18 protein-coding genes and 4 tRNA genes are annotated in these 20,704 nt (G+C 45.4%); 21 read left to right on the top strand and 1 reads right to left on the bottom strand.

Annotated elements, in window-relative coordinates; translation table 11 throughout:
- Nucleotides 1-28 precede the first annotated feature (28 nt).
- The 11 genes from mazG to rpoS all read left to right on the top strand — a co-directional run bounded on the left by mazG (nucleotide 29) and on the right by rpoS (nucleotide 10,427).
- Entirely contained in the window at nucleotides 29-832 is an 804-nt protein-coding gene (gene mazG / locus R7M92_RS18855; protein WP_005383780.1) for a nucleoside triphosphate pyrophosphohydrolase, read from the top strand.
- A gap of 205 nt (nucleotides 833-1,037) precedes the next feature.
- Nucleotides 1,038-2,678, top strand: coding sequence for a CTP synthase (locus R7M92_RS18850; protein WP_021034029.1), 1,641 nt, complete (start codon nucleotides 1,038-1,040; stop codon nucleotides 2,676-2,678).
- A 78-nt stretch (nucleotides 2,679-2,756) separates the two neighbouring features.
- The gene (gene eno / locus R7M92_RS18845) at nucleotides 2,757-4,058 is read left to right on the top strand and encodes a phosphopyruvate hydratase (protein ID WP_005383785.1); all 1,302 of its coding nucleotides are present in this window, start codon (nucleotides 2,757-2,759) and stop codon (nucleotides 4,056-4,058) included.
- A gap of 390 nt (nucleotides 4,059-4,448) precedes the next feature.
- Nucleotides 4,449-4,730 (top strand): cell division protein FtsB, encoded by a 282-nt coding sequence (gene ftsB, locus R7M92_RS18840; RefSeq protein ID WP_005380907.1) that lies wholly within the window; start codon nucleotides 4,449-4,451, stop codon nucleotides 4,728-4,730.
- A 1-nt stretch (nucleotide 4,731) separates the two neighbouring features.
- The gene (ispD, locus tag R7M92_RS18835; protein WP_318133986.1) at nucleotides 4,732-5,439 is read left to right on the top strand and encodes a 2-C-methyl-D-erythritol 4-phosphate cytidylyltransferase; all 708 of its coding nucleotides are present in this window, start codon (nucleotides 4,732-4,734) and stop codon (nucleotides 5,437-5,439) included.
- A gap of 16 nt (nucleotides 5,440-5,455) precedes the next feature.
- Nucleotides 5,456-5,932, top strand: coding sequence for a 2-C-methyl-D-erythritol 2,4-cyclodiphosphate synthase (ispF, locus tag R7M92_RS18830; RefSeq protein ID WP_005380896.1), 477 nt, complete (start codon nucleotides 5,456-5,458; stop codon nucleotides 5,930-5,932).
- Nucleotides 5,933-5,977: 45 nt separating this feature from the next.
- Nucleotides 5,978-7,021: a tRNA pseudouridine(13) synthase TruD gene (gene truD / locus R7M92_RS18825; RefSeq protein WP_017821624.1), complete on the top strand. Its 1,044-nt coding sequence runs from the start codon at nucleotides 5,978-5,980 to the stop codon at nucleotides 7,019-7,021.
- Complete coding sequence (gene surE / locus R7M92_RS18820) at nucleotides 7,021-7,797, top strand: 5'/3'-nucleotidase SurE (RefSeq protein ID WP_005380894.1); 777 nt, start codon at nucleotides 7,021-7,023, stop codon at nucleotides 7,795-7,797. Before truD ends, surE begins: the two co-directional genes overlap by 1 nt.
- Nucleotides 7,797-8,423, top strand: coding sequence for a protein-L-isoaspartate(D-aspartate) O-methyltransferase (locus tag R7M92_RS18815; RefSeq protein WP_005380892.1), 627 nt, complete (start codon nucleotides 7,797-7,799; stop codon nucleotides 8,421-8,423). The genes surE and R7M92_RS18815 overlap by 1 nt, the downstream gene beginning before the upstream one ends.
- A 13-nt stretch (nucleotides 8,424-8,436) precedes the next feature.
- A complete protein-coding gene (locus R7M92_RS18810) occupies nucleotides 8,437-9,360 on the top strand; it encodes a peptidoglycan DD-metalloendopeptidase family protein (protein WP_170897439.1) in 924 nt (307 codons plus the stop codon).
- Between the two features lie 80 nt (nucleotides 9,361-9,440).
- Nucleotides 9,441-10,427: an RNA polymerase sigma factor RpoS gene (gene rpoS / locus R7M92_RS18805; RefSeq protein WP_318133984.1), complete on the top strand. Its 987-nt coding sequence runs from the start codon at nucleotides 9,441-9,443 to the stop codon at nucleotides 10,425-10,427.
- Nucleotides 10,428-10,509: 82 nt separating this feature from the next.
- Here the strand turns inward: rpoS and mutS are convergent, their stop codons facing one another.
- On the bottom strand, nucleotides 10,510-13,071 hold the full coding sequence (gene mutS / locus R7M92_RS18800; RefSeq protein ID WP_318133982.1) for a DNA mismatch repair protein MutS: 2,562 nt from the start codon (nucleotides 13,069-13,071) through the stop codon (nucleotides 10,510-10,512).
- Between the two features lie 84 nt (nucleotides 13,072-13,155).
- Between mutS and pncC the strand changes: the two genes are divergently transcribed.
- The 10 genes from pncC (at nucleotide 13,156) to R7M92_RS18750 (ending at nucleotide 20,704) form a co-directional block, all read left to right on the top strand.
- The gene (gene pncC / locus R7M92_RS18795; protein WP_017633544.1) at nucleotides 13,156-13,638 is read left to right on the top strand and encodes a nicotinamide-nucleotide amidase; all 483 of its coding nucleotides are present in this window, start codon (nucleotides 13,156-13,158) and stop codon (nucleotides 13,636-13,638) included.
- Between the two features lie 200 nt (nucleotides 13,639-13,838).
- A complete protein-coding gene (gene recA / locus R7M92_RS18790) occupies nucleotides 13,839-14,882 on the top strand; it encodes a recombinase RecA (protein WP_005380874.1) in 1,044 nt (347 codons plus the stop codon).
- 127 nt (nucleotides 14,883-15,009) lie between these two features.
- On the top strand, nucleotides 15,010-15,477 hold the full coding sequence (gene recX / locus R7M92_RS18785) for a recombination regulator RecX (protein WP_005383799.1): 468 nt from the start codon (nucleotides 15,010-15,012) through the stop codon (nucleotides 15,475-15,477).
- A 142-nt stretch (nucleotides 15,478-15,619) separates the two neighbouring features.
- Complete coding sequence (gene alaS, locus R7M92_RS18780; protein ID WP_171344530.1) at nucleotides 15,620-18,202, top strand: alanine--tRNA ligase; 2,583 nt, start codon at nucleotides 15,620-15,622, stop codon at nucleotides 18,200-18,202.
- A gap of 212 nt (nucleotides 18,203-18,414) precedes the next feature.
- A complete protein-coding gene (locus R7M92_RS18775; RefSeq protein WP_005383803.1) occupies nucleotides 18,415-19,602 on the top strand; it encodes an aspartate kinase in 1,188 nt (395 codons plus the stop codon).
- Nucleotides 19,603-19,694: 92 nt separating this feature from the next.
- A complete protein-coding gene (gene csrA, locus R7M92_RS18770) occupies nucleotides 19,695-19,892 on the top strand; it encodes a carbon storage regulator CsrA (RefSeq protein ID WP_004415691.1) in 198 nt (65 codons plus the stop codon).
- 333 nt (nucleotides 19,893-20,225) lie between these two features.
- Nucleotides 20,226-20,317, top strand: a tRNA-Ser gene (locus R7M92_RS18765).
- A 31-nt stretch (nucleotides 20,318-20,348) separates the two neighbouring features.
- Nucleotides 20,349-20,425: transfer RNA gene (locus R7M92_RS18760), tRNA-Arg, on the top strand.
- A gap of 29 nt (nucleotides 20,426-20,454) precedes the next feature.
- Nucleotides 20,455-20,546, top strand: a tRNA-Ser gene (locus R7M92_RS18755).
- An 85-nt stretch (nucleotides 20,547-20,631) separates the two neighbouring features.
- A tRNA-Arg gene (locus R7M92_RS18750) sits at nucleotides 20,632-20,704 on the top strand.

Raw genomic sequence — 20,704 nt, 5'->3', positions numbered from 1 at the left:
TTAGTAGAAAGGTTTAAAGGAACAAAAAATGAGTCATCCAATTGAACAATTAGAACAAATCATGGCGAAGTTGCGTGACCCAGAAAACGGTTGCCCTTGGGACTTAAAACAAACCTTTGACACCATCGTTCCGCATACAATAGAAGAAACCTACGAGGTGGTGGACGCGATTCAAAATCGAGATTGGCCCAATCTAAAAGAAGAGCTAGGGGATTTGTTGTTTCAGGTGATTTTTTACAGTCAGCTAGCGAAAGAGCAAGAGCTGTTCGACTTTTCGGATGTCGTCGAAACCGTGAACGAAAAACTGACTCGTCGCCACCCGCATGTTTTTTCAGATGTTGAGTTTGAATCTGACGAGGAAATTAACGCGAACTGGGAAGCGGAAAAAGCAAAAGAAAAAGCCCTAGTAGGCAAAGCGGAAGAAAGTATCCTAGACTCAATACCAAACTCTTTACCGGCACTTTCTCGTGCTACAAAAATTCAGAAAAAATGTGCAAAATTTGGGTTTGATTGGGATTCACTTGGCCCGGTTGTCGATAAAGTACGAGAAGAAATTGACGAAGTCATGGAAGAGGCACTGCAAGTTCAGCCCGATGAAGAGAAAGTTGAGTTGGAGCTCGGTGATTTGCTATTTGCGACTGTCAATTTGGCTCGCCACCTTGATAAAAACCCAGAAGTCGCGCTAGGAAAAGCAAACGTAAAGTTTGCGCGACGTTTTAAACAAGTTGAAGGCAAGGTCCAGCAGTCAGGCAAAGTACTTACAGATTGTTCTTTATCAGAACTTGACCATTTTTGGGATGAAGTAAAACAAGAAGAATCGAGGCAGAGGTAAACTGGCAGAATACATAATATAAGGTCAGCTTGTTTGGTTACACGAAAACGGACTTTGGTTTGTCTTTGCTCACTTTGATTTGAAGCAAAAAATAAAAAATTACGGTGTGATAGATTTCACGTTGTGGCGGTAAGGAGCTTCTGGTATATTTATCTCCCGTCCAGAAGCACTCCATTTCCCTCATTCAACCAATTTCAGGTTAAACATGACGACAAATTACATTTTTGTTACTGGCGGGGTTGTATCCTCTCTAGGTAAAGGTATTGCAGCAGCATCTCTTGCGGCTATTCTAGAAGCTCGTGGTCTTAAAGTGACTATGATGAAGCTTGACCCTTACATCAACGTTGATCCGGGCACAATGAGCCCTACTCAGCACGGTGAAGTGTTCGTTACAGAAGATGGCGCAGAGACTGACCTTGACCTTGGTCACTACGAGCGTTTCATCCGTACCAAGATGACCAAGCGTAACAACTTCACTGCAGGTCGTGTTTATGCCGACGTACTTCGTAAAGAACGTCGTGGTGACTACCTAGGCGCAACTATTCAAGTTATCCCTCATATCACTAACGCAATCAAAGATCGCGTTATTGCAGGTTCTGAAGGCCATGATGTGGCTATTGTTGAAGTTGGCGGTACTGTTGGTGATATCGAATCACTACCATTTATGGAAGCGATTCGTCAGCTAGCTGTTGAGCTAGGCCGTGAGCGCGCAATGTTCATGCACCTAACACTTGTTCCTTACCTAGCGGCAGCGGGCGAAGTGAAAACTAAGCCGACGCAACACTCTGTAAAAGAACTTCTATCTATCGGTATTCAGCCAGATATCCTAGTTTGCCGTAGCGATCGCGTTATTCCTGCGAATGAGCGTAAAAAAATCGCACTGTTCTGTAATGTTCCAGAAAAAGCAGTAATTTCAATGAAGGATGTAGACTCTATCTACAAGATCCCTCAGTTGATTAAATCTCAAGGGCTAGATGACCTTGTGTGTGCTCGCTTTGGTATTACTGCTCCTGAAGCAGACCTTTCTGAATGGGAACAGGTTATCTACGAAGAAGCAAATCCTACTGGTGAAGTAACCATCGGTATGGTTGGTAAATACATTGAATTACCAGATGCATACAAATCTGTGAACGAAGCGCTTAAACACGCTGGCTTGAAAAACCGCCTAAGCGTCACAATTAAGTATGTAGACTCACAAGATATCGAAACAAAAGGCGTTGAACTTCTAGAAGGTTTGGACGCAATCCTAGTACCAGGTGGCTTCGGCGATCGTGGTATTGAAGGCAAGATCCGTGCGGCTCAATATGCACGTGAAAATAACGTGCCTTACCTAGGTATTTGTTTGGGTATGCAAGTTGCACTAATCGAATACGCGCGTAACGTTGCGGGTATGGAAGGTGCACATTCAACAGAATTTAACAAAGAGACTAAGTACCCTGTGGTAGGTTTGATCACAGAGTGGGTAGACGAATCAGGTAGCGTAGAAGAGCGTACTGAAAAGTCTGACCTAGGCGGTACGATGCGTCTTGGTTCACAGCTGTGTCACCTAGAGAAAGGGACTAAAGCTCGTGAACTGTACGGTAGCGCGACGATCCATGAACGTCACCGTCACCGTTACGAAGTGAATAACGTGCTTCGTCCGCAAATCGAAAAAGCAGGCCTAAAAGTATCAGGTCTATCTGCGGACAAGAAGTTAGTGGAAATGATTGAGAACCCAGCTCACCCATGGTTTGTAGCGGCTCAGTTCCACCCAGAATTCACCTCGACTCCTCGCGATGGACATCCATTGTTTGCAGGTTTTGTTAAGGCTGCGGGCCAAAACGCACGCGGCGAATTCGAGAAGTAAAAGGATACGGGCGGCGGCGAAGGTTGTGCTGCTGCCCTTTAAGATTGACATTTATATTTGAAACGAGAGGAAACATTAATGTCTAAGATCGTTAAAGTTCTAGGTCGTGAAATCATCGACTCACGTGGTAACCCAACTGTAGAAGCTGAAGTACACCTAGAAGGCGGTTTCGTAGGTATGGCGGCAGCTCCATCTGGCGCATCTACTGGTTCTCGAGAAGCTCTTGAGCTACGTGACGGTGACAAAGCACGTTTCCTAGGTAAAGGTGTTCTTAAAGCAGTTGAAGCTGTAAACGGCCCAATCGCTGAAGCTCTAGTTGGCAAAGACGCTAAAGACCAAGCTGCAATCGACGCAGTAATGATCGAACTAGACGGCACTGAAAACAAATCTAAATTCGGTGCTAACGCTATCCTAGCTGTTTCTCTAGCAAACGCTAAAGCTGCTGCTGCTGCGAAAGGCATGCCTCTATACGAGCACATCGCTGAGCTAAACGGCACTGCAGGTCAGTTCTCTATGCCTCTACCAATGATGAACATCATCAACGGTGGTGAGCACGCAGACAACAACGTTGACATCCAAGAGTTCATGATCCAACCAGTTGGCGCTAAGACTCTTAAAGAAGGTCTACGTATCGGTGCAGAAGTATTCCACAACCTAGCTAAAGTTCTTAAGTCTAAAGGCTACAGCACTGCAGTTGGTGATGAAGGTGGTTTCGCTCCTAACCTTAAATCTAACGCTGAAGCTCTAGAAGTTATCGCAGAAGCTGTTGCAGCTGCTGGTTACGAACTAGGTAAAGACGTTACTCTAGCTATGGACTGTGCTGCATCTGAGTTCTTCGACAAAGAAGCTGGCATCTACAACATGAAAGGCGAAGGTAAAACTTTCACTTCTGAAGAGTTCAACCACTACCTAGCTGAGCTAGCTAACCAATTCCCAATCGTTTCTATCGAAGACGGTCTAGACGAGTCTGACTGGGATGGCTTCAAGCACCAAACTGAACTACTAGGTGACAAGCTTCAACTAGTAGGTGACGATCTATTCGTTACTAACACTAAGATCCTTGCTGAAGGTATCGAGAAAGGCGTAGCTAACTCTATCCTTATCAAGTTCAACCAAATCGGTTCTCTAACTGAGACTCTAGCTGCAATCAAGATGGCTAAAGACGCAGGTTACACAGCAGTAATCTCTCACCGTTCTGGCGAAACTGAAGATGCAACTATCGCTGACCTAGCGGTAGGTACAGCTGCAGGTCAAATCAAAACTGGTTCTATGAGCCGTTCTGACCGTGTTGCTAAGTACAACCAGCTAATCCGTATCGAGGAAGCTCTAGGTGAGCGCGCTCCTTTCAACGGTCTTAAAGAAGTTAAAGGTCAAGCTTAATTCTTCACTGAATTAGCAGCTTAACTTAAAGCTTTTAAAACACCCTGCCTTGGCGGGGTGTTTTTTATATAACGGAAGCGCACTCCTCCATGTTTCAAGTAAGCGGTCTCAAAGAAGTTAAAGATCAAGCTTAATTCTTATTGAGTAAAGTTTCGCTAAATAGCTTTTTGAAACCCTCGCTACGGCGTTTTTTTTGTATTTATAGATTTGTATTTTGGGCTCTTACTTTGGTCATGGGTAAGGTTCGCTTCCCATGAGCTTGTTTCATTTTGCTGCTTATTTCTTGTAAGGAGCGTGTGAGTCTCCCTTTCTCCCCTAGAGGCAACCTCGCATTTATGCTATATATGTCACCTTATCTAATTCCTTCCGGTACAGAATGTTAGCAGCGATATGCGAATCTTTGTTATAGCCCTTACGCTACTGTTTGGCTTGCTTCAATACACTCTATGGTTTGGTAAAAACGGAGTGTCTGACTACTACACAGTAAAAGATGAAATTGAAGTTCAGCAACAAGTGAACAGCAAGCTACAAGCTCGCAACAATGAAATGTTCGCTGAGATTGATGATTTAAGGCAAGGTCTTGATGCGATTGAAGAACGTGCGCGTCATGAGCTCGGTTTAGTTAAAGATGGCGAGACTTTTTACCGCATTATAGGTGAGGAAAACCATTAAAATGTTGGATATGAACTCATCGCATATCGCAATTGTGCCTGCTGCTGGTGTGGGTAGCAGAATGAAGGCAGATCGCCCTAAGCAATATTTATTGATCGAAGGTAAGGCGGTACTGGAACATACCGTAGAGAAACTGCTTTCTCACCCAAATATTTCTAAGGTTGTCGTTGCCATTACTGACGGCGACCCATATTACCCAGAATTGTCCATTGCTAAGCGCCCAGATGTGATTCGTGTAGCTGGTGGTAAAGAAAGAGCAGACTCTGTGTTATCAGGGCTAAACTATGTCAATGAGCATCTGGAAAGCGAGTGGGTATTAGTTCACGACGCTGCAAGGCCATGTGTATTAACGTCCGACATTGACCGTTTGATTGATATTTGCTGCGCTCACTCAACGGGTGGCATTCTCGCATCTCCTGTGAGAGATACAATGAAGCGAGCAAACGCAGTACAAGATATCGATCATACGGTAGATAGAGAAGCATTGTGGCATGCACTGACTCCACAAATGTTTAAAACTCAGCAGCTTACTCAAGCACTGGCTGACGCATTAGAACAGGGTGTAACCATTACCGATGAAGCCTCGGCTTTGGAATGGCTAGGCGAGAAGCCAGCCTTAGTTCAAGGGAATGCGAACAATATAAAAATCACTCAGCCAGAAGATCTTGCGTTAGCCGAGTTTTATCTAAGCCGTGAGCGCGGCGAATAAAGAGAAAGGATAGAAAATGATTCGAATTGGTCATGGTTTCGATGTACATAAATTCGGTGGTGAAGGCCCAGTCATTATTGGTGGTGTAGCAATCCCTTATGAGCAAGGTTTGATTGCTCACTCAGATGGCGATGTAGCGTTGCATGCGTTAACGGATGCTCTGCTGGGCGCGATTGCTGCCGGCGATATTGGTCGTCATTTCCCAGATACGGATGATAAATGGAAAGGCGCAAACAGTCGTGAATTACTGAAAGACGTTTACCGTCGAGTTAAAGAGCAAGGCTACCGTCTTGGCAATGCTGATGTAACCATCATGGCACAAGCGCCTAAAATGGCACCACACATTGACGCAATGTGTGCGGCGATAGCCGAAGACCTAGAAACCGACATTAGTAACATTAACGTAAAAGCGACGACGACAGAACGTCTCGGTTTTACTGGACGCAAAGAAGGCATTGCAACGGAAGCCGTTGTACTTCTGTTTAAGCAATAACTAGCAATTTGCTCCTCTAAGCTGTGATATCAGCGGAAACACATCATGTCAGACATTTTATCTTCATTGGCTTACCTAACGGGTAAGCCAGTTGCATCGGCAAAAATTAAAGCGCAGCCAGAGCATTTTCAGGTTCGCGAAGATTTAGGTTTTGCCTTTACGGGCGAAGGCGAGCACTTAATGGTTCGTATCCGTAAAACGGGCGAGAACACCAGCTTCGTTGCTAACGAGTTAGCAAAAGCCTGTGGTGTTAAGTCGAAAGACGTTAGCTGGGCGGGTCTTAAAGACCGTCATGCGGTGACGGAACAGTGGTTAAGTGTCCATTTACCAAAAGGTGAAACGCCAGATTTTTCAGCGTTTTTGGCTCAATACCCAAGTATCGAAATCCTTGCAACAGATCGTCACAATAAAAAACTGCGTCCTGGTGACCTAGTAGGGAACGAGTTCGTGGTTACTTTGTCTGAAGTGACAGATATAGCGGATGTAGAGCAACGTCTTGAAAAAGTGAAACAAGTTGGCGTGCCAAACTACTTTGGTAGTCAGCGTTTTGGTAACGATGGCAACAACCTTGAAGAAGCACGTCGATGGGGACGCGAAAACGTTCGTACCCGCAATCAAAACAAGCGAAGCATGTATTTATCAGCGGCTCGTTCGTGGATTTTCAACCGCATCGTTTCAGCTCGTCTAGAGAATTGTGTGTTTGATAAGTTCATTGATGGTGACATTGCACAGACGAATTCTGGCACTCAGTTGATTGATGCAAACAACATCACTGATTTGCAAGTGCAATTTGCACAAGGTGAAGCGGCAATTACCGCTGCGCTTGCTGGCGATAATGCACTGCCTACTCAAGCCGAGGCTCTGGCATTAGAGCAACCGTTTTTAGACGAAGAGCCTGACCTCATGGCGCTGATTCGTGGTAATCGCATGCGCCACGATCGTCGCGATATTGCGCTGAAGCCAAAAGATTTAGCTTGGACGGTTGAAGGTAACAACATTACGCTGACTTTCTCACTGGATGCGGGATCTTTTGCGACCTCTATTGTTCGTGAGTTAGTTAATGAGGTTGAAGTAGAAAGAGAATACTAATGGAACAGGATTCACGAAACCCGAAGCCCTTAAGAGTCTTAATCAGCAATGATGATGGTGTTCATGCACAAGGGATTCATGCCCTCGCTGATGAGTTGAGAGATATCGCCGAAGTGACCATTGTCGCACCTGATCGAAATCGTTCAGGTGCTTCGAATTCACTCACATTAGAACAACCATTACGCGTGACTGAAATTGCCCCAAATATCTACTCAGTGCAAGGCACGCCCACGGATTGTGTGCATTTCGCGCTGAATGAGCTAATGAAAGATGATTTGCCTGATCTTGTTCTGTCAGGAATCAACCATGGCGCTAATTTGGGTGATGATGTTCTTTATTCTGGAACAGTAGCAGCCGCCATGGAAGGTCATTTCCTTGGCGTTCAGTCGGTGGCTTTTTCACTAGTGGGTAAGCGACATTTCGAATCCGCCGCTAAAATTGCACGTCAAATTGTACAACAGCATTTAGCGTCGCCGATTCCAACGAATCGTCTACTGAACGTAAACGTGCCTGACTTACCATCAGAGAATTTAGGTGAAATTGAAGTTACGCGTTTAGGTGCACGTCATCACGCAGAGAATATGATCAAGCAGAAAGATCCGAGAGGCCATGACATTTATTGGTTAGGGCCACCAGGAAAGGAGCAAGATGCAGGAGAGGGCACGGACTTTTATGCAATTGAGCATGGCCGAGTTTCAATGACGCCTCTGCAAGTTGATCTCACCGCTCACGAGTCGCTGCGTGCTATGGATAGTTGGTTAAAGGAAGAGAAGTAATGAGTAACCCACATGCTGACAGGTTGATAGCGTTTCTTATCTCCAGTGGCATCAAAGACCAAAGAGTTTTGGATGCTATCCAACGCTTGCCACGAGAAAGCTTTGTTTCTCAAGCGATGATGCACCAAGCCTATGATAACAATGCGTTACCAATTGGTCAGGGACAAACTATTTCTCAGCCTTATATCGTTGCTCGTATGACCGAGTTGCTTGAGCTAGAACCGGCGAGTCGTGTTCTGGAAATCGGAACGGGATCGGGTTATCAAACTGCGGTACTGGCGCAAATTGTTGATCATGTATACTCCGTTGAGCGAATTAAATCGTTGCAATGGGAAGCAAAGCGTCGCCTGAAGCAATTGGATATTTACAATGTTTCAACTAAGCATGCTGATGGGTGGCAGGGCTGGGAAGCGAGAGGTCCTTTCGATGCTATCATTGTTACCGCTGCCGCTGAAGTGATTCCCCAAGCTCTTCTCTCACAATTAAGAGATGGCGGCAAAATGGTCATTCCTGTTGGAGATACGGAACAACAGTTATTAAAAATAGAGCGTAAGGGAGACGAATATCTCTCTACCGTTGTAGAAATGGTTCGGTTCGTACCTCTGGTTGCGGGTGATTTAGCTTAAGGGTTAGGGATAGGTGAATAAGTTACTACGTCATATTAGTATTAGCTTTGTGTTTGCTGCAGGACTAGTTGGTTGTGCAGCGCATTCCCCTGCACCTGTCTCTAGCCTAAAAAAAGACTATTCAAGCCTTGAAAGAGGGAGTTACAGAGGGAGTTATTATGAGGTAAAAAAAGGCGATACACTTTACTTCATAGCTTATGTCACAGATAAAGATGTAAATGATCTTGTTCGTTACAATGAGTTAACTCAGCCTTACACTATCTACCCAGGACAGAGGCTAAAACTTTGGGCTCCGAAATATGTCGCCCCTAAATATGGTCAAAAAGTTGAACCCGTTGTGGCTCCTGTTGTTACGACACCCCCAGCTCCAGTGACGAAAACATCAACAGCCTCTAAACCTAAACCTTCGAGTAAAAACTCTAGTCAAAAACCTACAGAGACTAAGCCTAAAGTCGTACAAAAACAGCCTCCAAAGAAGGTTGAACAATCGAAAACAAAGGAGTATGTTGGTTCAAAAGATAACCAAAAAGTGAAGCAAAAAGCGCCAACTACCACAGCAAAGAGTGATAAAGTCTCAAAGTGGTTGTGGCCAACAAAAGGGAGAGTAATCAAGAACTTTTCGGCGGGAGAACAGGGAAATAAAGGTATCGACATCGCAGGACAGCGTGGTCAACCTATCGTTTCAACCGCAGCCGGCACAGTCGTTTATTCAGGCAATGCGCTACGAGGTTATGGCAACTTAATTATAGTAAAGCATAACGACAATTATTTAAGCGCATACGCACATAATGACAAACTGCTGGTCACAGAAGGACAAAGCGTAAAAAGCGGACAAAAAATCGCCACCATGGGTAGTTCAGGTGCAAAGTCGGTCAAACTACACTTTGAAATTCGCTATCAAGGTAAATCAGTGAATCCAAAACGCTATTTGCCTTAAAACTTTGAAAAACAACTTGCGACATCATTTAGCGACATATTGAGTTGTCATGTCTTGCTAACTCGCCAGGGGGAGGCGTTATGAGTATCAGCAACACAGTAACCAAAGTTGAAGAGTTTGCATTTGACAATGCGTCAGTGAAGACCATTGATAACGAACTCGAAAGATCATCATCCACAGAAAGCAAAGCGACTGCGCGTGAAGAATTTGACGCGAGCAGTAAAAGCTTAGATGCAACTCAGTTGTATTTGGGCGAAATTGGCTTCTCACCTTTACTTACTGCCGAAGAAGAAGTGCTTTACGCAAGACGCTCCCTACGTGGCGACGAAGCGGCACGCAAACGTATGATCGAAAGTAACCTACGTTTGGTTGTTAAGATTTCTCGTCGATACAGTAACCGTGGTCTAGCACTACTCGATCTGATTGAAGAAGGTAACCTCGGCTTGATCCGAGCGGTCGAAAAATTCGACCCAGAACGTGGTTTCCGTTTCTCTACTTACGCAACATGGTGGATCCGACAAACGATAGAGCGAGCGTTGATGAACCAAACTCGCACGATCCGTCTACCTATCCACGTAGTGAAAGAGCTGAACATTTATCTGCGTACTGCGCGTGAACTTTCTCAAAAGCTCGATCACGAACCGACCGCAGAAGAAATTGCTGCTCAATTAGATATTCCAGTCGAAGACGTAAGCAAAATGTTACGCCTTAATGAGCGTATTAGCTCTGTCGACACGCCAATCGGTGGTGACGGTGAGAAAGCGCTGCTGGATATTATTCCTGATGCAAACAACTCTGATCCAGAAGTTTCGACTCAAGATGACGACATCAAATCATCGTTGATTCATTGGTTAGAAGAGTTGAATCCGAAACAGAAAGAAGTGCTTGCACGTCGCTTCGGCCTACTAGGCTACGAGCCTTCGACGCTGGAAGAAGTTGGTCGAGAGATTGGTCTGACACGTGAGCGAGTACGTCAAATACAAGTGGAAGGTTTACGTCGTCTTCGTGAAGTCCTAATCAAACAAGGTTTGAATATGGAAAACTTGTTTAACGTAGAAGACGATTAAGTAATCCGTATTTCACTAGATACACAAAAGGCTATGGTTCCCCATAGCCTTTTTTCTTTTTTGCTCGTCGGTGTGAGTCTGTTTACAGCATCTTCTTCAAGCGATACAGCTCTTCAAGAGCTTGGCGTGGCGTTAAGTCGTCAGGATCAATACCTGACAGAGCTTGTTCGACCTCGCTAGGCTCTGGAATCAGGCTCAACTGGTTGGCCACATCTACTGCACTTGGACGCGGTGTGTCACTGTTTTGCCCCAGTAGCTCTAGCTGAGATAGCTTGTTACGCGCATTTTTGATGACCGTTTTTGGTACGCCAGCTAAGCCCGCAACAGCCAAGCCGTAAGACTTACTTGCCGCACCTTCTTGAACTGCGTGCATAAAGGCAATGCTGTCTCCATGTTCTACGGCATCCAAGTGAACGTTCGCTAAGCTTGGCAGTTGGTTCGGTAACTCTGTTAATTCGAAGTAGTGAGTTGCAAATAGGGTCATCGCACCAATTTGTGTTGCGAGCCATTCCGCACTTGCCCAAGCTAAAGAGAGACCGTCGTAAGTACTAGTACCGCGTCCGATTTCATCCATTAGCACCAAACTGTTCTTAGTTGCGTTGTGAAGAATATTGGCTGTTTCGGTCATTTCTACCATGAAGGTCGAGCGGCCAGATGCAAGATCATCTGACGCACCAATACGAGTAAATATACGATCTAAAGAATCAATCTGTGCGGATTCTGCCGGTACATAAGAGCCGATATGTGCCATCAATGCAATCAGCGCAGTTTGACGCATGTAGGTTGATTTACCACCCATGTTTGGACCGGTGATGATCAACATCTTACGGGTTGGGTTAAGCTCAATTGGGTTCGCGATGAACGGCTCTGTTGTTACTTGTTCTACGACTGGATGACGACCAGCTTGAATGTGAATTCCTGCGTCTTTCACAAGCGTTGGGCGGCAGTAATCTAACGAATCTGCACGCTCTGCTAGGTTTTGTAATACATCCAGTTGAGACAGGGCAGAAGCTAGGTTTTGCAGCTTCTCAAGGTTTGGCATCAATAGATCAAACAGTTCTTCCCACAACTGTTTCTCAAGTGCTAACGCTTTAGATTTCGAGTTAAGTACTTTGTCTTCGTGTTCCTTAAGCTCTGGGATGATGTAGCGTTCAGCGTTTTTGAGTGTTTGGCGACGTACATAATGCGGTGGAACCAAATGGCTCTGGCCACGGCTTACTTGGATAAAGAAGCCATGAACGTTGTTGTAGCCTACTTTAAGCGTATCGATACCGTGTCGTTCACGCTCATCTCGCTCAAGCTGCTCAAGATATTCTGTTGCACCGTCTGCCAATTTTCGCCATTCATCGAGCTCCGCATTGTAGCCTTCAGCGATGACGCCACCATCACGAATAACAACCGGCGGATTTTCTTTAATCGCGCGCTCTAACAGGTCACATACTTCGTCAATCGGAGCTGCATACTTCGCCAATTTCGTTAGGTACGGATGGGTCAAAGAAGCGGTGACAGATTCTAGCTCTGGTAGCTGTTGCATGGCATTGCGAAGTCTAGCCATATCGCGAGGGCGAGCAGAGCGTAATGCAAGGCGCGCTAAGATACGTTCAATATCACCAATTTGCTTTAACGTTGGTTGAAGATCGGCAAACAGAGCTTGTTCTTTAATCTCACCAATCGCATCAAGACGATTGTTTAACGTTTCAATGCAACGCATAGGCTGATGCAACCAACGCTTCAGCATTCGGCTGCCCATCGGTGTTGCACAATGGTCGAGTACTGCAGCGAGCGTGTTATCGGTTCCGCCTGCTAGATTTTGAGTAATTTCCAGATTACGTCGGGTAGCAGCATCAAGGATGACGGATTGATCCTGATGATCAAACGTTAAAGAGCGAATATGAGGTAAAGCCGTACGTTGAGTATCTTTTACGTACTGGATCAAACAACCAGCAGCACACAGCCCTAAGGACGCATGTTCTACACCAAAACCAACCAGATCTTTTGTGCCAAATTGTTGATTGAGTTGTTGCTTAGCCGTATCAAGCTCAAACTCCCAGACTGGGCGACGACGGTTACCATTGCGGCTCGCCATTAAATGTACAGGTTCAAAATCTTCTGGGAACAGTAGCTCACGTGGTGCGGTACGTTGAAGCTCGGCTGTCATCGCTTCTTCAGTTTCTGGTTCTGTCAGTTGGAAGCGACCAGAGGTGACATCCAGCGTCGCATAACCGAACTTACCGTTGTGATGGTAAATTGCTGCGATTAAGTTATCGACACGCTCAGAAAGCAGCGCCTCATCCGTCACTGTACCTGGTGTCACGATACGCACAACTTTACGTTCTACTGGGCCCTTGCTGGTGGCCGGATCGCCAATCTGTTCACAGATCGCCACAGACTCACCAAGCTGAACAAGTTTTGCCAGGTAGCCCTCTACGGCGTGAAATGGCACACCCGCCATTGGGATAGGTTCACCTGCAGACGCACCACGTTTGGTCAATGAAATATCAAGAAGCTGAGAAGCTCGCTTGGCATCATCGTAAAAGAGTTCGTAGAAATCGCCCATGCGGTAGAACAGCAAAATCTCTGGGTTCTCAGCTTTTAGCTTGAGGTATTGCTGCATCATCGGAGTGTGTTTTTGTTCAGCTTTCACAGGTAAGTTCTTTTGTTTATTTCCGTAGCGGCTTAGGATACGTGAATCCCTATCAAGTAAAAAGAGACAAAGGGCATTTTGGCTATGGAAAAAACAACAAAATTGAGTGCCGATTTAGGCGCATTATTGGCTAAACACGGGCATCTTTTAACGACCGCAGAATCATGCACAGGTGGTGGTGTTGCAACCGCCATTACTGACATTGCTGGTAGTTCAGCGTGGCTTGACCGTGCGTTTGTCACCTACAGTAATGAAGCGAAAATGGAGATGCTTGGTGTGCAAGCTTCAACGTTAGAAGCGCATGGTGCAGTGAGTGAGCCAGTTGTGATTGAAATGGTACAGGGTGCAATTAAAAACTCCAATGCGACCATCGGTGTGTCCATCAGTGGTATTGCAGGGCCGGGTGGTGGCAGTGAAGAGAAACCAGTCGGCATGGTCTGCTTTGCTTTTGCTGATAACCAAAGTTGGCAGCAAGTCGAAACCATGCATTTTACTGGTGACCGTGCAGAAGTTCGCAAAAAAGCGGTCGAGCATGCGCTGACTCAATTGTATCAACATCTACTCTAGAATTTCTTAAATTGTTTTAGCCCAGCATTGATAAGGGCTAGAGCAAATCATGACTTTAGGTCAGCCAAATTTTTTTCATACAGGTATGGACACTGTATGAATCAACAGTATAATAACTTTCATTGCTGAGCAGTTCTTCTGCTTAAGAAAAATGAATTACTATTCGTCGCCCAAAGAAGATGAATAAATCGGAGAAAGTAATGGACGAGAACAAACAGAAAGCGCTCGCCGCTGCGCTAGGTCAAATTGAAAAGCAATTCGGTAAAGGCTCTATCATGCGCCTTGGTGATAACCGCGCAATGGACGTAGAAACCATCTCAACGGGTTCTCTTTCTCTTGATATCGCTTTGGGTGCTGGTGGTCTACCAATGGGTCGTATCGTAGAAATCTACGGTCCAGAATCTTCAGGTAAAACAACGCTAACCCTTGAGCTTATTGCTGCTGCACAACGTGAAGGCAAAACGTGTGCGTTTATCGATGCAGAGCACGCTCTAGATCCTGTATACGCGAAGAAACTTGGCGTTGATATCGATGCATTGCTAGTTTCTCAGCCAGACACAGGTGAGCAAGCGCTAGAGATCTGTGACGCACTTGCACGTTCTGGTGCTATCGATGTTATGGTTGTCGACTCTGTCGCAGCACTAACACCGAAAGCAGAAATCGAAGGCGAAATGGGCGATAGCCACATGGGTCTGCAAGCACGTATGCTTTCTCAAGCAATGCGTAAGCTAACGGGTAACCTAAAGCAGTCTAACTGTATGTGTATCTTCATCAACCAAATCCGTATGAAGATTGGTGTGATGTTTGGTAACCCAGAAACAACAACAGGTGGTAACGCACTTAAGTTCTACGCTTCTGTTCGTCTAGATATCCGTCGTACTGGCGCAATCAAAGAAGGTGACGAAGTCGTAGGTAACGAAACGCGCATCAAAGTTGTTAAGAATAAGATTGCAGCACCATTTAAAGAAGCAAACACACAAATCATGTACGGCCAAGGCTTTAACCGCGAAGGTGAACTTGTCGATCTAGGTGTGAAGCACAAGTTAGTTGAAAAAGCCGGTGCTTGGTATAGCTACAATGGCGATAAGATTGGTCAAGGTAAAGCGAATGCGTGTAACTACCTGCGTGAGCACCCTGAAGTGGCTAAAACTATCGATACAAAACTGCGTGAAATGTTGCTAGCGCCAGCACTTGCGGAAGCGCCTGAAGCTGGTGAAGCGCCAGAGCAAGCTGAAGAGTTTTAATCTCTCATAGATTAATAAATGACAAAGCCCTGCAATGCGGGGCTTTGTTGTATCTATTGAAATCAAAAATCGAATTATCACAAAGGCCATTGAGAGCCTGTACAGCAAAAATACTTTTAGGATCATCATGTACCAAAAACGCCAGGCGCCAACATTATCGAGCAAAGAGGCAGCTATCCAATTGCTTAGCCGTCGCGATCATGGTCAGTATGAGCTTTACCAAAAATTATCGATGAAGGGCTATGAAGAATCAGACATCGACATCGCAATTAATTTTTGCCTAGACCATAATTATCTAGATGATTTACGTTACGCGAAGAGTCAAATTAGACAGCATGTATACAAAGGACATGGAGAGCGTCGAATTCGTCAAGAGTTAAACCAGAAGCGTGTTGCGGAATCGGTGATTGAGCAAGCTATGGCTGAAGAGCCGCAAGATTGGTTTGAACTGGCTAAACAGGCGGCAGAAAAGAAATTCAAAGGTATTAAAGCCAAAGACCAGAAAGAGTACGCTAAACAGGTGCGATTTCTGCAATATCGTGGCTACAGTTTTGACCAAATCAGCTACGCGCTGAACTTTGAGGACGAAGATTAACGGTCAGTCGTCCGCACTGATTTTTGTTTTGCTTCAAATTTTTTCTCCTACTCCCTCTTTTCCTCAAGAAAACTAGTCTCAGCTGTTTGCATGATCTACAATACGGCAAAATTCTAACTCGACTATTTTCAGGAAGAGCTGCATGTACATGAGCACTGATGAGGTTCGTAACGCGTTCCTCAAGTTCTTTGAGAGCAAAGGACACCAAATCGTAGAAAGTTCATCGTTAGTTCCACATAACGACCCAACCCTGCTGTTCACAAACGCAGGTATGAACCAATTTAAAGATTGTTTCTTAGGCTTAGAAAAACGAGCCTACACTCGAGCGACTACGGCTCAGCGTTGCGTACGTGCTGGTGGTAAACATAACGACCTAGAAAATGTTGGCTTTACTGCTCGTCACCACACATTCTTTGAAATGTTAGGCAACTTCAGCTTTGGCGATTACTTCAAAGAAGATGCGATCTCCTTTGCTTGGGAATTCCTAACCGAAGTTCTTAAACTGCCAGCGGATCGTTTATTGGTAACTGTTTACGAAACCGATGACGAAGCGTTTGACATCTGGAACAAGAAAGTTGGCGTGCCCGCTGATCGTATTGTTCGCATTGGTGATAAAGAAGGCGGCAAGCCGTATGAGTCTGATAACTTCTGGCAAATGGGCGACACTGGCCCTTGTGGTCCATGTACTGAAATCTTCTACGATCACGGTGAGCACATCTGGGGTGGCCGTCCTGGCACGCCTGAAGAAGATGGTGACCGTTTCATCGAGATCTGGAACAACGTATTCATGCAGTTCAACCGTCACGCAGACGGCACTATGGAACCGCTACCAAAACCATCGGTAGATACTGGTATGGGTATCGAGCGTATCTCTGCAATCATGCAGGGCGTTCACTCAAACTACGAAATCGATGTATTCCAAGCTCTTATCAAAGCAGCAGCAGAAGTTATCGGTTACGAAGACCTATCAAACCAATCACTACGTGTTATCGCTGACCACATCCGTTCATGTTCATTCCTGATCGTGGATGGCGTTATGCCTTCAAACGAAGGCCGCGGTTACGTTCTACGTCGTATTATCCGTCGCGCAGTTCGTCACGGTAACAAGCTGGGCGCACAAGGTGCATTCTTCCACAAACTGGTTGGTGTACTAGCGGAAATCATGGGTACGGCTGGTGAAGAGCTGAAGCGTCAACAAGCTGTGGTTGAAAAAGTACTGCGTATCGAAGAAGAAAACTTCGGTCGTACACTTGAGCGCGGTATGGCGATTCTAAACGAAGCACTAGATAACCTAGACGGTAAAGTACTAGACGGCGAAACCGTATTTAAACTTTACGATACTTACGGCTTCCCAGCTGACTTAACTAACGACGTAGCACGTGAGCGTGAATTCGCAATCGACGAAGAAGGTTTCGAGAAAGCGATGGAAGAGCAGCGTCAACGTGCGCGTGAAGCGGGTAACTTTGGTACTGACTACAACGCAGCAATCAAAGTTGATACGCAAACAGAATTCTGTGGTTACACAGGTACTAAAGGCTCTAGCTCTGTAGCTGCGATGTTCGTTGAAGGCAACGAAGTAGATTCACTATCTGCGGGCGACAAAGCAATCATCGTACTTGGTGAAACGCCATTCTACGCAGAGTCAGGCGGTCAGTGTGGTGACGCTGGTGAAATCCGTACTGAGTCTGGTGTATTCCACGTTGAGGACACTCAAAAACTAGGTAACGCAATCGCGCACCACGGTGTAATGGCAGAAGGCGTTCTAGCGAAAGGTGATGAAGTAGCAACTATCGTTGACGCAGAGCGTCGCGCAGCTATCTCTCTAAACCACTCAGCAACGCACTTGCTACACGCAGCACTACGCCAAGTTTTAGGTGAGCACGTAACGCAGAAAGGCTCATTGGTGAAGGCAGACAACCTACGTTTCGACTTCTCGCATCTAGAAGCCGTAACTGCAGCAGAACTGAAAGAAGTTGAGCGTCTAGTTAACGCGCAAATTCGTCGCAACCACACGATTGAAACCAACGTGATGGACATTGAGTCAGCTAAGAAGAAAGGCGCAATGGCTCTATTCGGCGAGAAGTACGATGACGAAGTACGCGTACTGTCTATGGGTGACTTCTCGACAGAGCTTTGCGGTGGTATTCACGCATCAAGCACAGGTGATATTGGCCTATTCAAAATCACTTCAGAAAGCGGCATTGCTGCAGGTATTCGACGTATTGAGGCGGTAACAGGCGAGGCTGCATTAGACGCGATTGAAGCTCAAAACGCGAAGTATGAAGAGAAACTGGCAGAATCTGCACAGAAAGCAAAAGCGCTAGAGAAAGAAGTGCAGAAGCTAAAAGATAAGATGGCGGCAGCAGAAAGCGCTAACATCATGGGCAAAGCGGTTGAAGTCAATGGTACAAAAGTTCTAGTCGCAGCTCTTGAAGGCGCTGACAGCAAGAACCTACGTACTATGGTTGATGACATCAAGAACCAAATGGGGTCTGGTGTCGTACTGCTTGCCAACGTAACAGGTGACAAGGTTGGCCTGATTGCTGGTGTGACTAAAGATCTAACTGGTAAAGTAAAAGCTGGTGATCTAGTTAAGATGATTGCTGAGCAAGTCGGTGGTAAGGGCGGTGGTCGTCCTGACATGGCTCAAGCTGGTGGTACTGATGTAGCCGCACTACCAGAGGCAATTAAAACAGTTCAGCCTTGGTTAGAAGAGCGCTTATAAGCTTTTAACTACTAAAATTACGCTCAATCAAGTTTCTTTGATTGAGCGTAATTTTTTTTAGCAGCCAAGTGGTTTAATTGACCAAAAGTTAACCGAGTCATTTAGGCTATTTGGTTTTTGTTGTAACTACTGCTTATATAATTTTTCTAATAGGAAATACTGACGATGTAAGCAGTTCTAAAGAGACTTCGGTCTTGGGAAGGTGAAGACTGGTGAAAAAGCCCCTTATCGTGCAAAAGTTTGGCGGAACCTCAGTGGGTTCAATTGAAAGAATCCACCAAGTTGCTGAACACATCATTAAGGCGAAAAATGATGGCAATCAAGTTGTTGTTGTCGTGTCTGCAATGTCAGGCGAAACAAACAGACTGATGGACCTCGCTAAACAGATAGATAGCGTGCCTACAGCTCGAGAACTTGATGTTTTGCTCTCTGCTGGTGAGCAAGTGTCAATGGCACTGTTAGCAATGACACTCAATAAATTGGGTCATGCTGCACGCTCGCTTACCGGAGCACAGGCGAATATTGTGACGGATAATCAACACAATGACGCAACGATTAAACACATTGATACTAAGACAATTCTGGGATTGCTTGAGCAAGACCAAATCGTGATTGTTGCAGGCTTTCAAGGTGTGAATGAGAACGGGGATATCACCACATTAGGTCGAGGTGGCTCAGATACGAGCGCAGTGGCACTGGCAGGCGCATTGCGCGCTGATGAGTGTCAAATCTTTACCGACGTTGATGGTATTTATACTTGTGACCCACGTGTAGTGAAAAACGCGCGAAAATTGGCGGTTATCGATTTTCCTTCCATGGAAGCGATGGCAAGCCGAGGCGCGAAAGTATTACATTTACCTTCAGTGCAATTTGCATGGAAGAATAATGTGCCACTGCGCGTGCTTTCGACATTTGATGTTAATGAAGGCAGTCTGGTAAAGGGGGAGTTAGGCAATCAAGCCGTCTCTGGTATAGCCATTCAACGTGACCTTGCCATAATCGAAGTCGATAAAGAACATTTATCTAGTGCTACAAAACAATGTCAGATGTTGGGTATCGACATTTGGAATGTGATCGAGGAAACAGAACGGGCAGGTATCATGATAAAACAAGATGCATGTGCCAAGTTCGATCTGGTGTTCAGCGACAAAATCCGTAATAGTGAAGTGGTAAGCCTGTTGACCGCAGTGGGGCTTGAGGCCAATGGAATGGTAGAGCACGCATGCGATTTGTTGGCAAAGCGAGATATTGAGATCAATTTCAGCGCAACGAATGCACTCACTATGATGCTAGTTTTAGCACCCGAATGTGTGGATACAGCAGCAAACATTCTGCATGATGCTTACATTACGTCTAGTGAAGCATTAAACATTCAACAAAAACATGCCTTTTTAGGCTGATTTTCGCTAACAAGGTAGTTTACGAAAATATAACTTTTGTTGGATAATAGCTTTGTAGCAAGAAAATTTAGAGATTACTCAAGGAGCAAAGAATGCTAATTTTGACTCGCCGCGTAGGCGAAACACTGATGATTGGTGATGAAGTGACTGTAACTGTACTAGGTGTTAAAGGTAACCAAGTGCGTATCGGCGTTAACGCTCCGAAAGAGGTTTCAGTTCACCGTGAAGAAATCTACATGCGCATTCAAGCTGAAAAAGGCAATGGCAACGTTGCTTCAGGTAACTACTAAGTCGCTCCTGTTTACAGAGCTTAGTTTGAATGAAAAAGGCTAACCGAAGGGTTGGCCTTTTTAGTTTTTACTGTTTTTGAAAATTTGCAGAAACTATTGTGTTGAGTATGGCTGTGAATTCATCAATAATGTTGATTCGAACTTCAGAAAGTTATTTGAAAATAAATGTCTTTTTTTCAGAGAAGACTCTCTTTTTTCATCATAATAGAGTGATAAAGTTCGTTTAATAGTCACTTTGATTAAATCAGCAACGGTTAAGCCAGTTTCGTAGATTTTTTCAAAGAAAGTGTTTGACATATTTTCGGTAAAACGTAATATGTGCCTCCGCAAGACGGTGAGGTGGCCGAGAGGCTGAAGGCGCTCCCCTGCTAAGGGAGTATACGGTTTATCCCGTATCGAGGGTTCGAATCCCTCCTTCACCGCCATTCTTGCAACGTTGATTTATCAACAAAAAGTGCGTCCTTAGCTCAGCTGGATAGAGTACCTGGCTACGAACCAGGCGGTCGGAGGTTCGAATCCTCCAGGACGCGCCATATCTCTTTTGAGATATAACAATGAAAACGGTGAGGTGGCCGAGAGGCTGAAGGCGCTCCCCTGCTAAGGGAGTATACGGTTTATCCCGTATCGAGGGTTCGAATCCCTCCTTCACCGCCATTCATTGACTGGCCCGATGGCCTTTTTTTTGTTTCGTAAGAAATGAATGTGATTTACTTCACAACTTCTTAGCAAGAAGATCTGCGCGTCCTTAGCTCAGCTGGATAGAGTACCTGGCTACGAACCAGGCGGTCGGAGGTTCGAATCCTCCAGGACGC

Origin of the sequence: Vibrio sp. Vb2880, assembly GCF_033337975.1 — a bacterium.
Taxonomy (GTDB): Bacteria; Pseudomonadota; Gammaproteobacteria; order Enterobacterales; family Vibrionaceae; genus Vibrio; species Vibrio alginolyticus.
The sequence above is the reverse complement of the archived record's forward strand: the minus strand, read 5'-3'. Positions and strand labels throughout refer to the sequence as shown.

Coding starts and splice junctions, on each gene's coding strand:
- ispD (WP_318133986.1), top strand. CDS start 4,732: ATGTTGGATATGAACTCATCGCATATCGCAATTGTGCCTGCTGCTGGT.
- mazG (WP_005383780.1), top strand. CDS start 29: ATGAGTCATCCAATTGAACAATTAGAACAAATCATGGCGAAGTTGCGT.
- R7M92_RS18850 (WP_021034029.1), top strand. CDS start 1,038: ATGACGACAAATTACATTTTTGTTACTGGCGGGGTTGTATCCTCTCTA.
- truD (WP_017821624.1), top strand. CDS start 5,978: ATGTCAGACATTTTATCTTCATTGGCTTACCTAACGGGTAAGCCAGTT.
- alaS (WP_171344530.1), top strand. CDS start 15,620: ATGTACATGAGCACTGATGAGGTTCGTAACGCGTTCCTCAAGTTCTTT.
- recA (WP_005380874.1), top strand. CDS start 13,839: ATGGACGAGAACAAACAGAAAGCGCTCGCCGCTGCGCTAGGTCAAATT.
- pncC (WP_017633544.1), top strand. CDS start 13,156: ATGGAAAAAACAACAAAATTGAGTGCCGATTTAGGCGCATTATTGGCT.
- surE (WP_005380894.1), top strand. CDS start 7,021: ATGGAACAGGATTCACGAAACCCGAAGCCCTTAAGAGTCTTAATCAGC.
- eno (WP_005383785.1), top strand. CDS start 2,757: ATGTCTAAGATCGTTAAAGTTCTAGGTCGTGAAATCATCGACTCACGT.
- ftsB (WP_005380907.1), top strand. CDS start 4,449: ATGCGAATCTTTGTTATAGCCCTTACGCTACTGTTTGGCTTGCTTCAA.
- recX (WP_005383799.1), top strand. CDS start 15,010: ATGTACCAAAAACGCCAGGCGCCAACATTATCGAGCAAAGAGGCAGCT.
- csrA (WP_004415691.1), top strand. CDS start 19,695: ATGCTAATTTTGACTCGCCGCGTAGGCGAAACACTGATGATTGGTGAT.
- ispF (WP_005380896.1), top strand. CDS start 5,456: ATGATTCGAATTGGTCATGGTTTCGATGTACATAAATTCGGTGGTGAA.
- rpoS (WP_318133984.1), top strand. CDS start 9,441: ATGAGTATCAGCAACACAGTAACCAAAGTTGAAGAGTTTGCATTTGAC.
- R7M92_RS18815 (WP_005380892.1), top strand. CDS start 7,797: ATGAGTAACCCACATGCTGACAGGTTGATAGCGTTTCTTATCTCCAGT.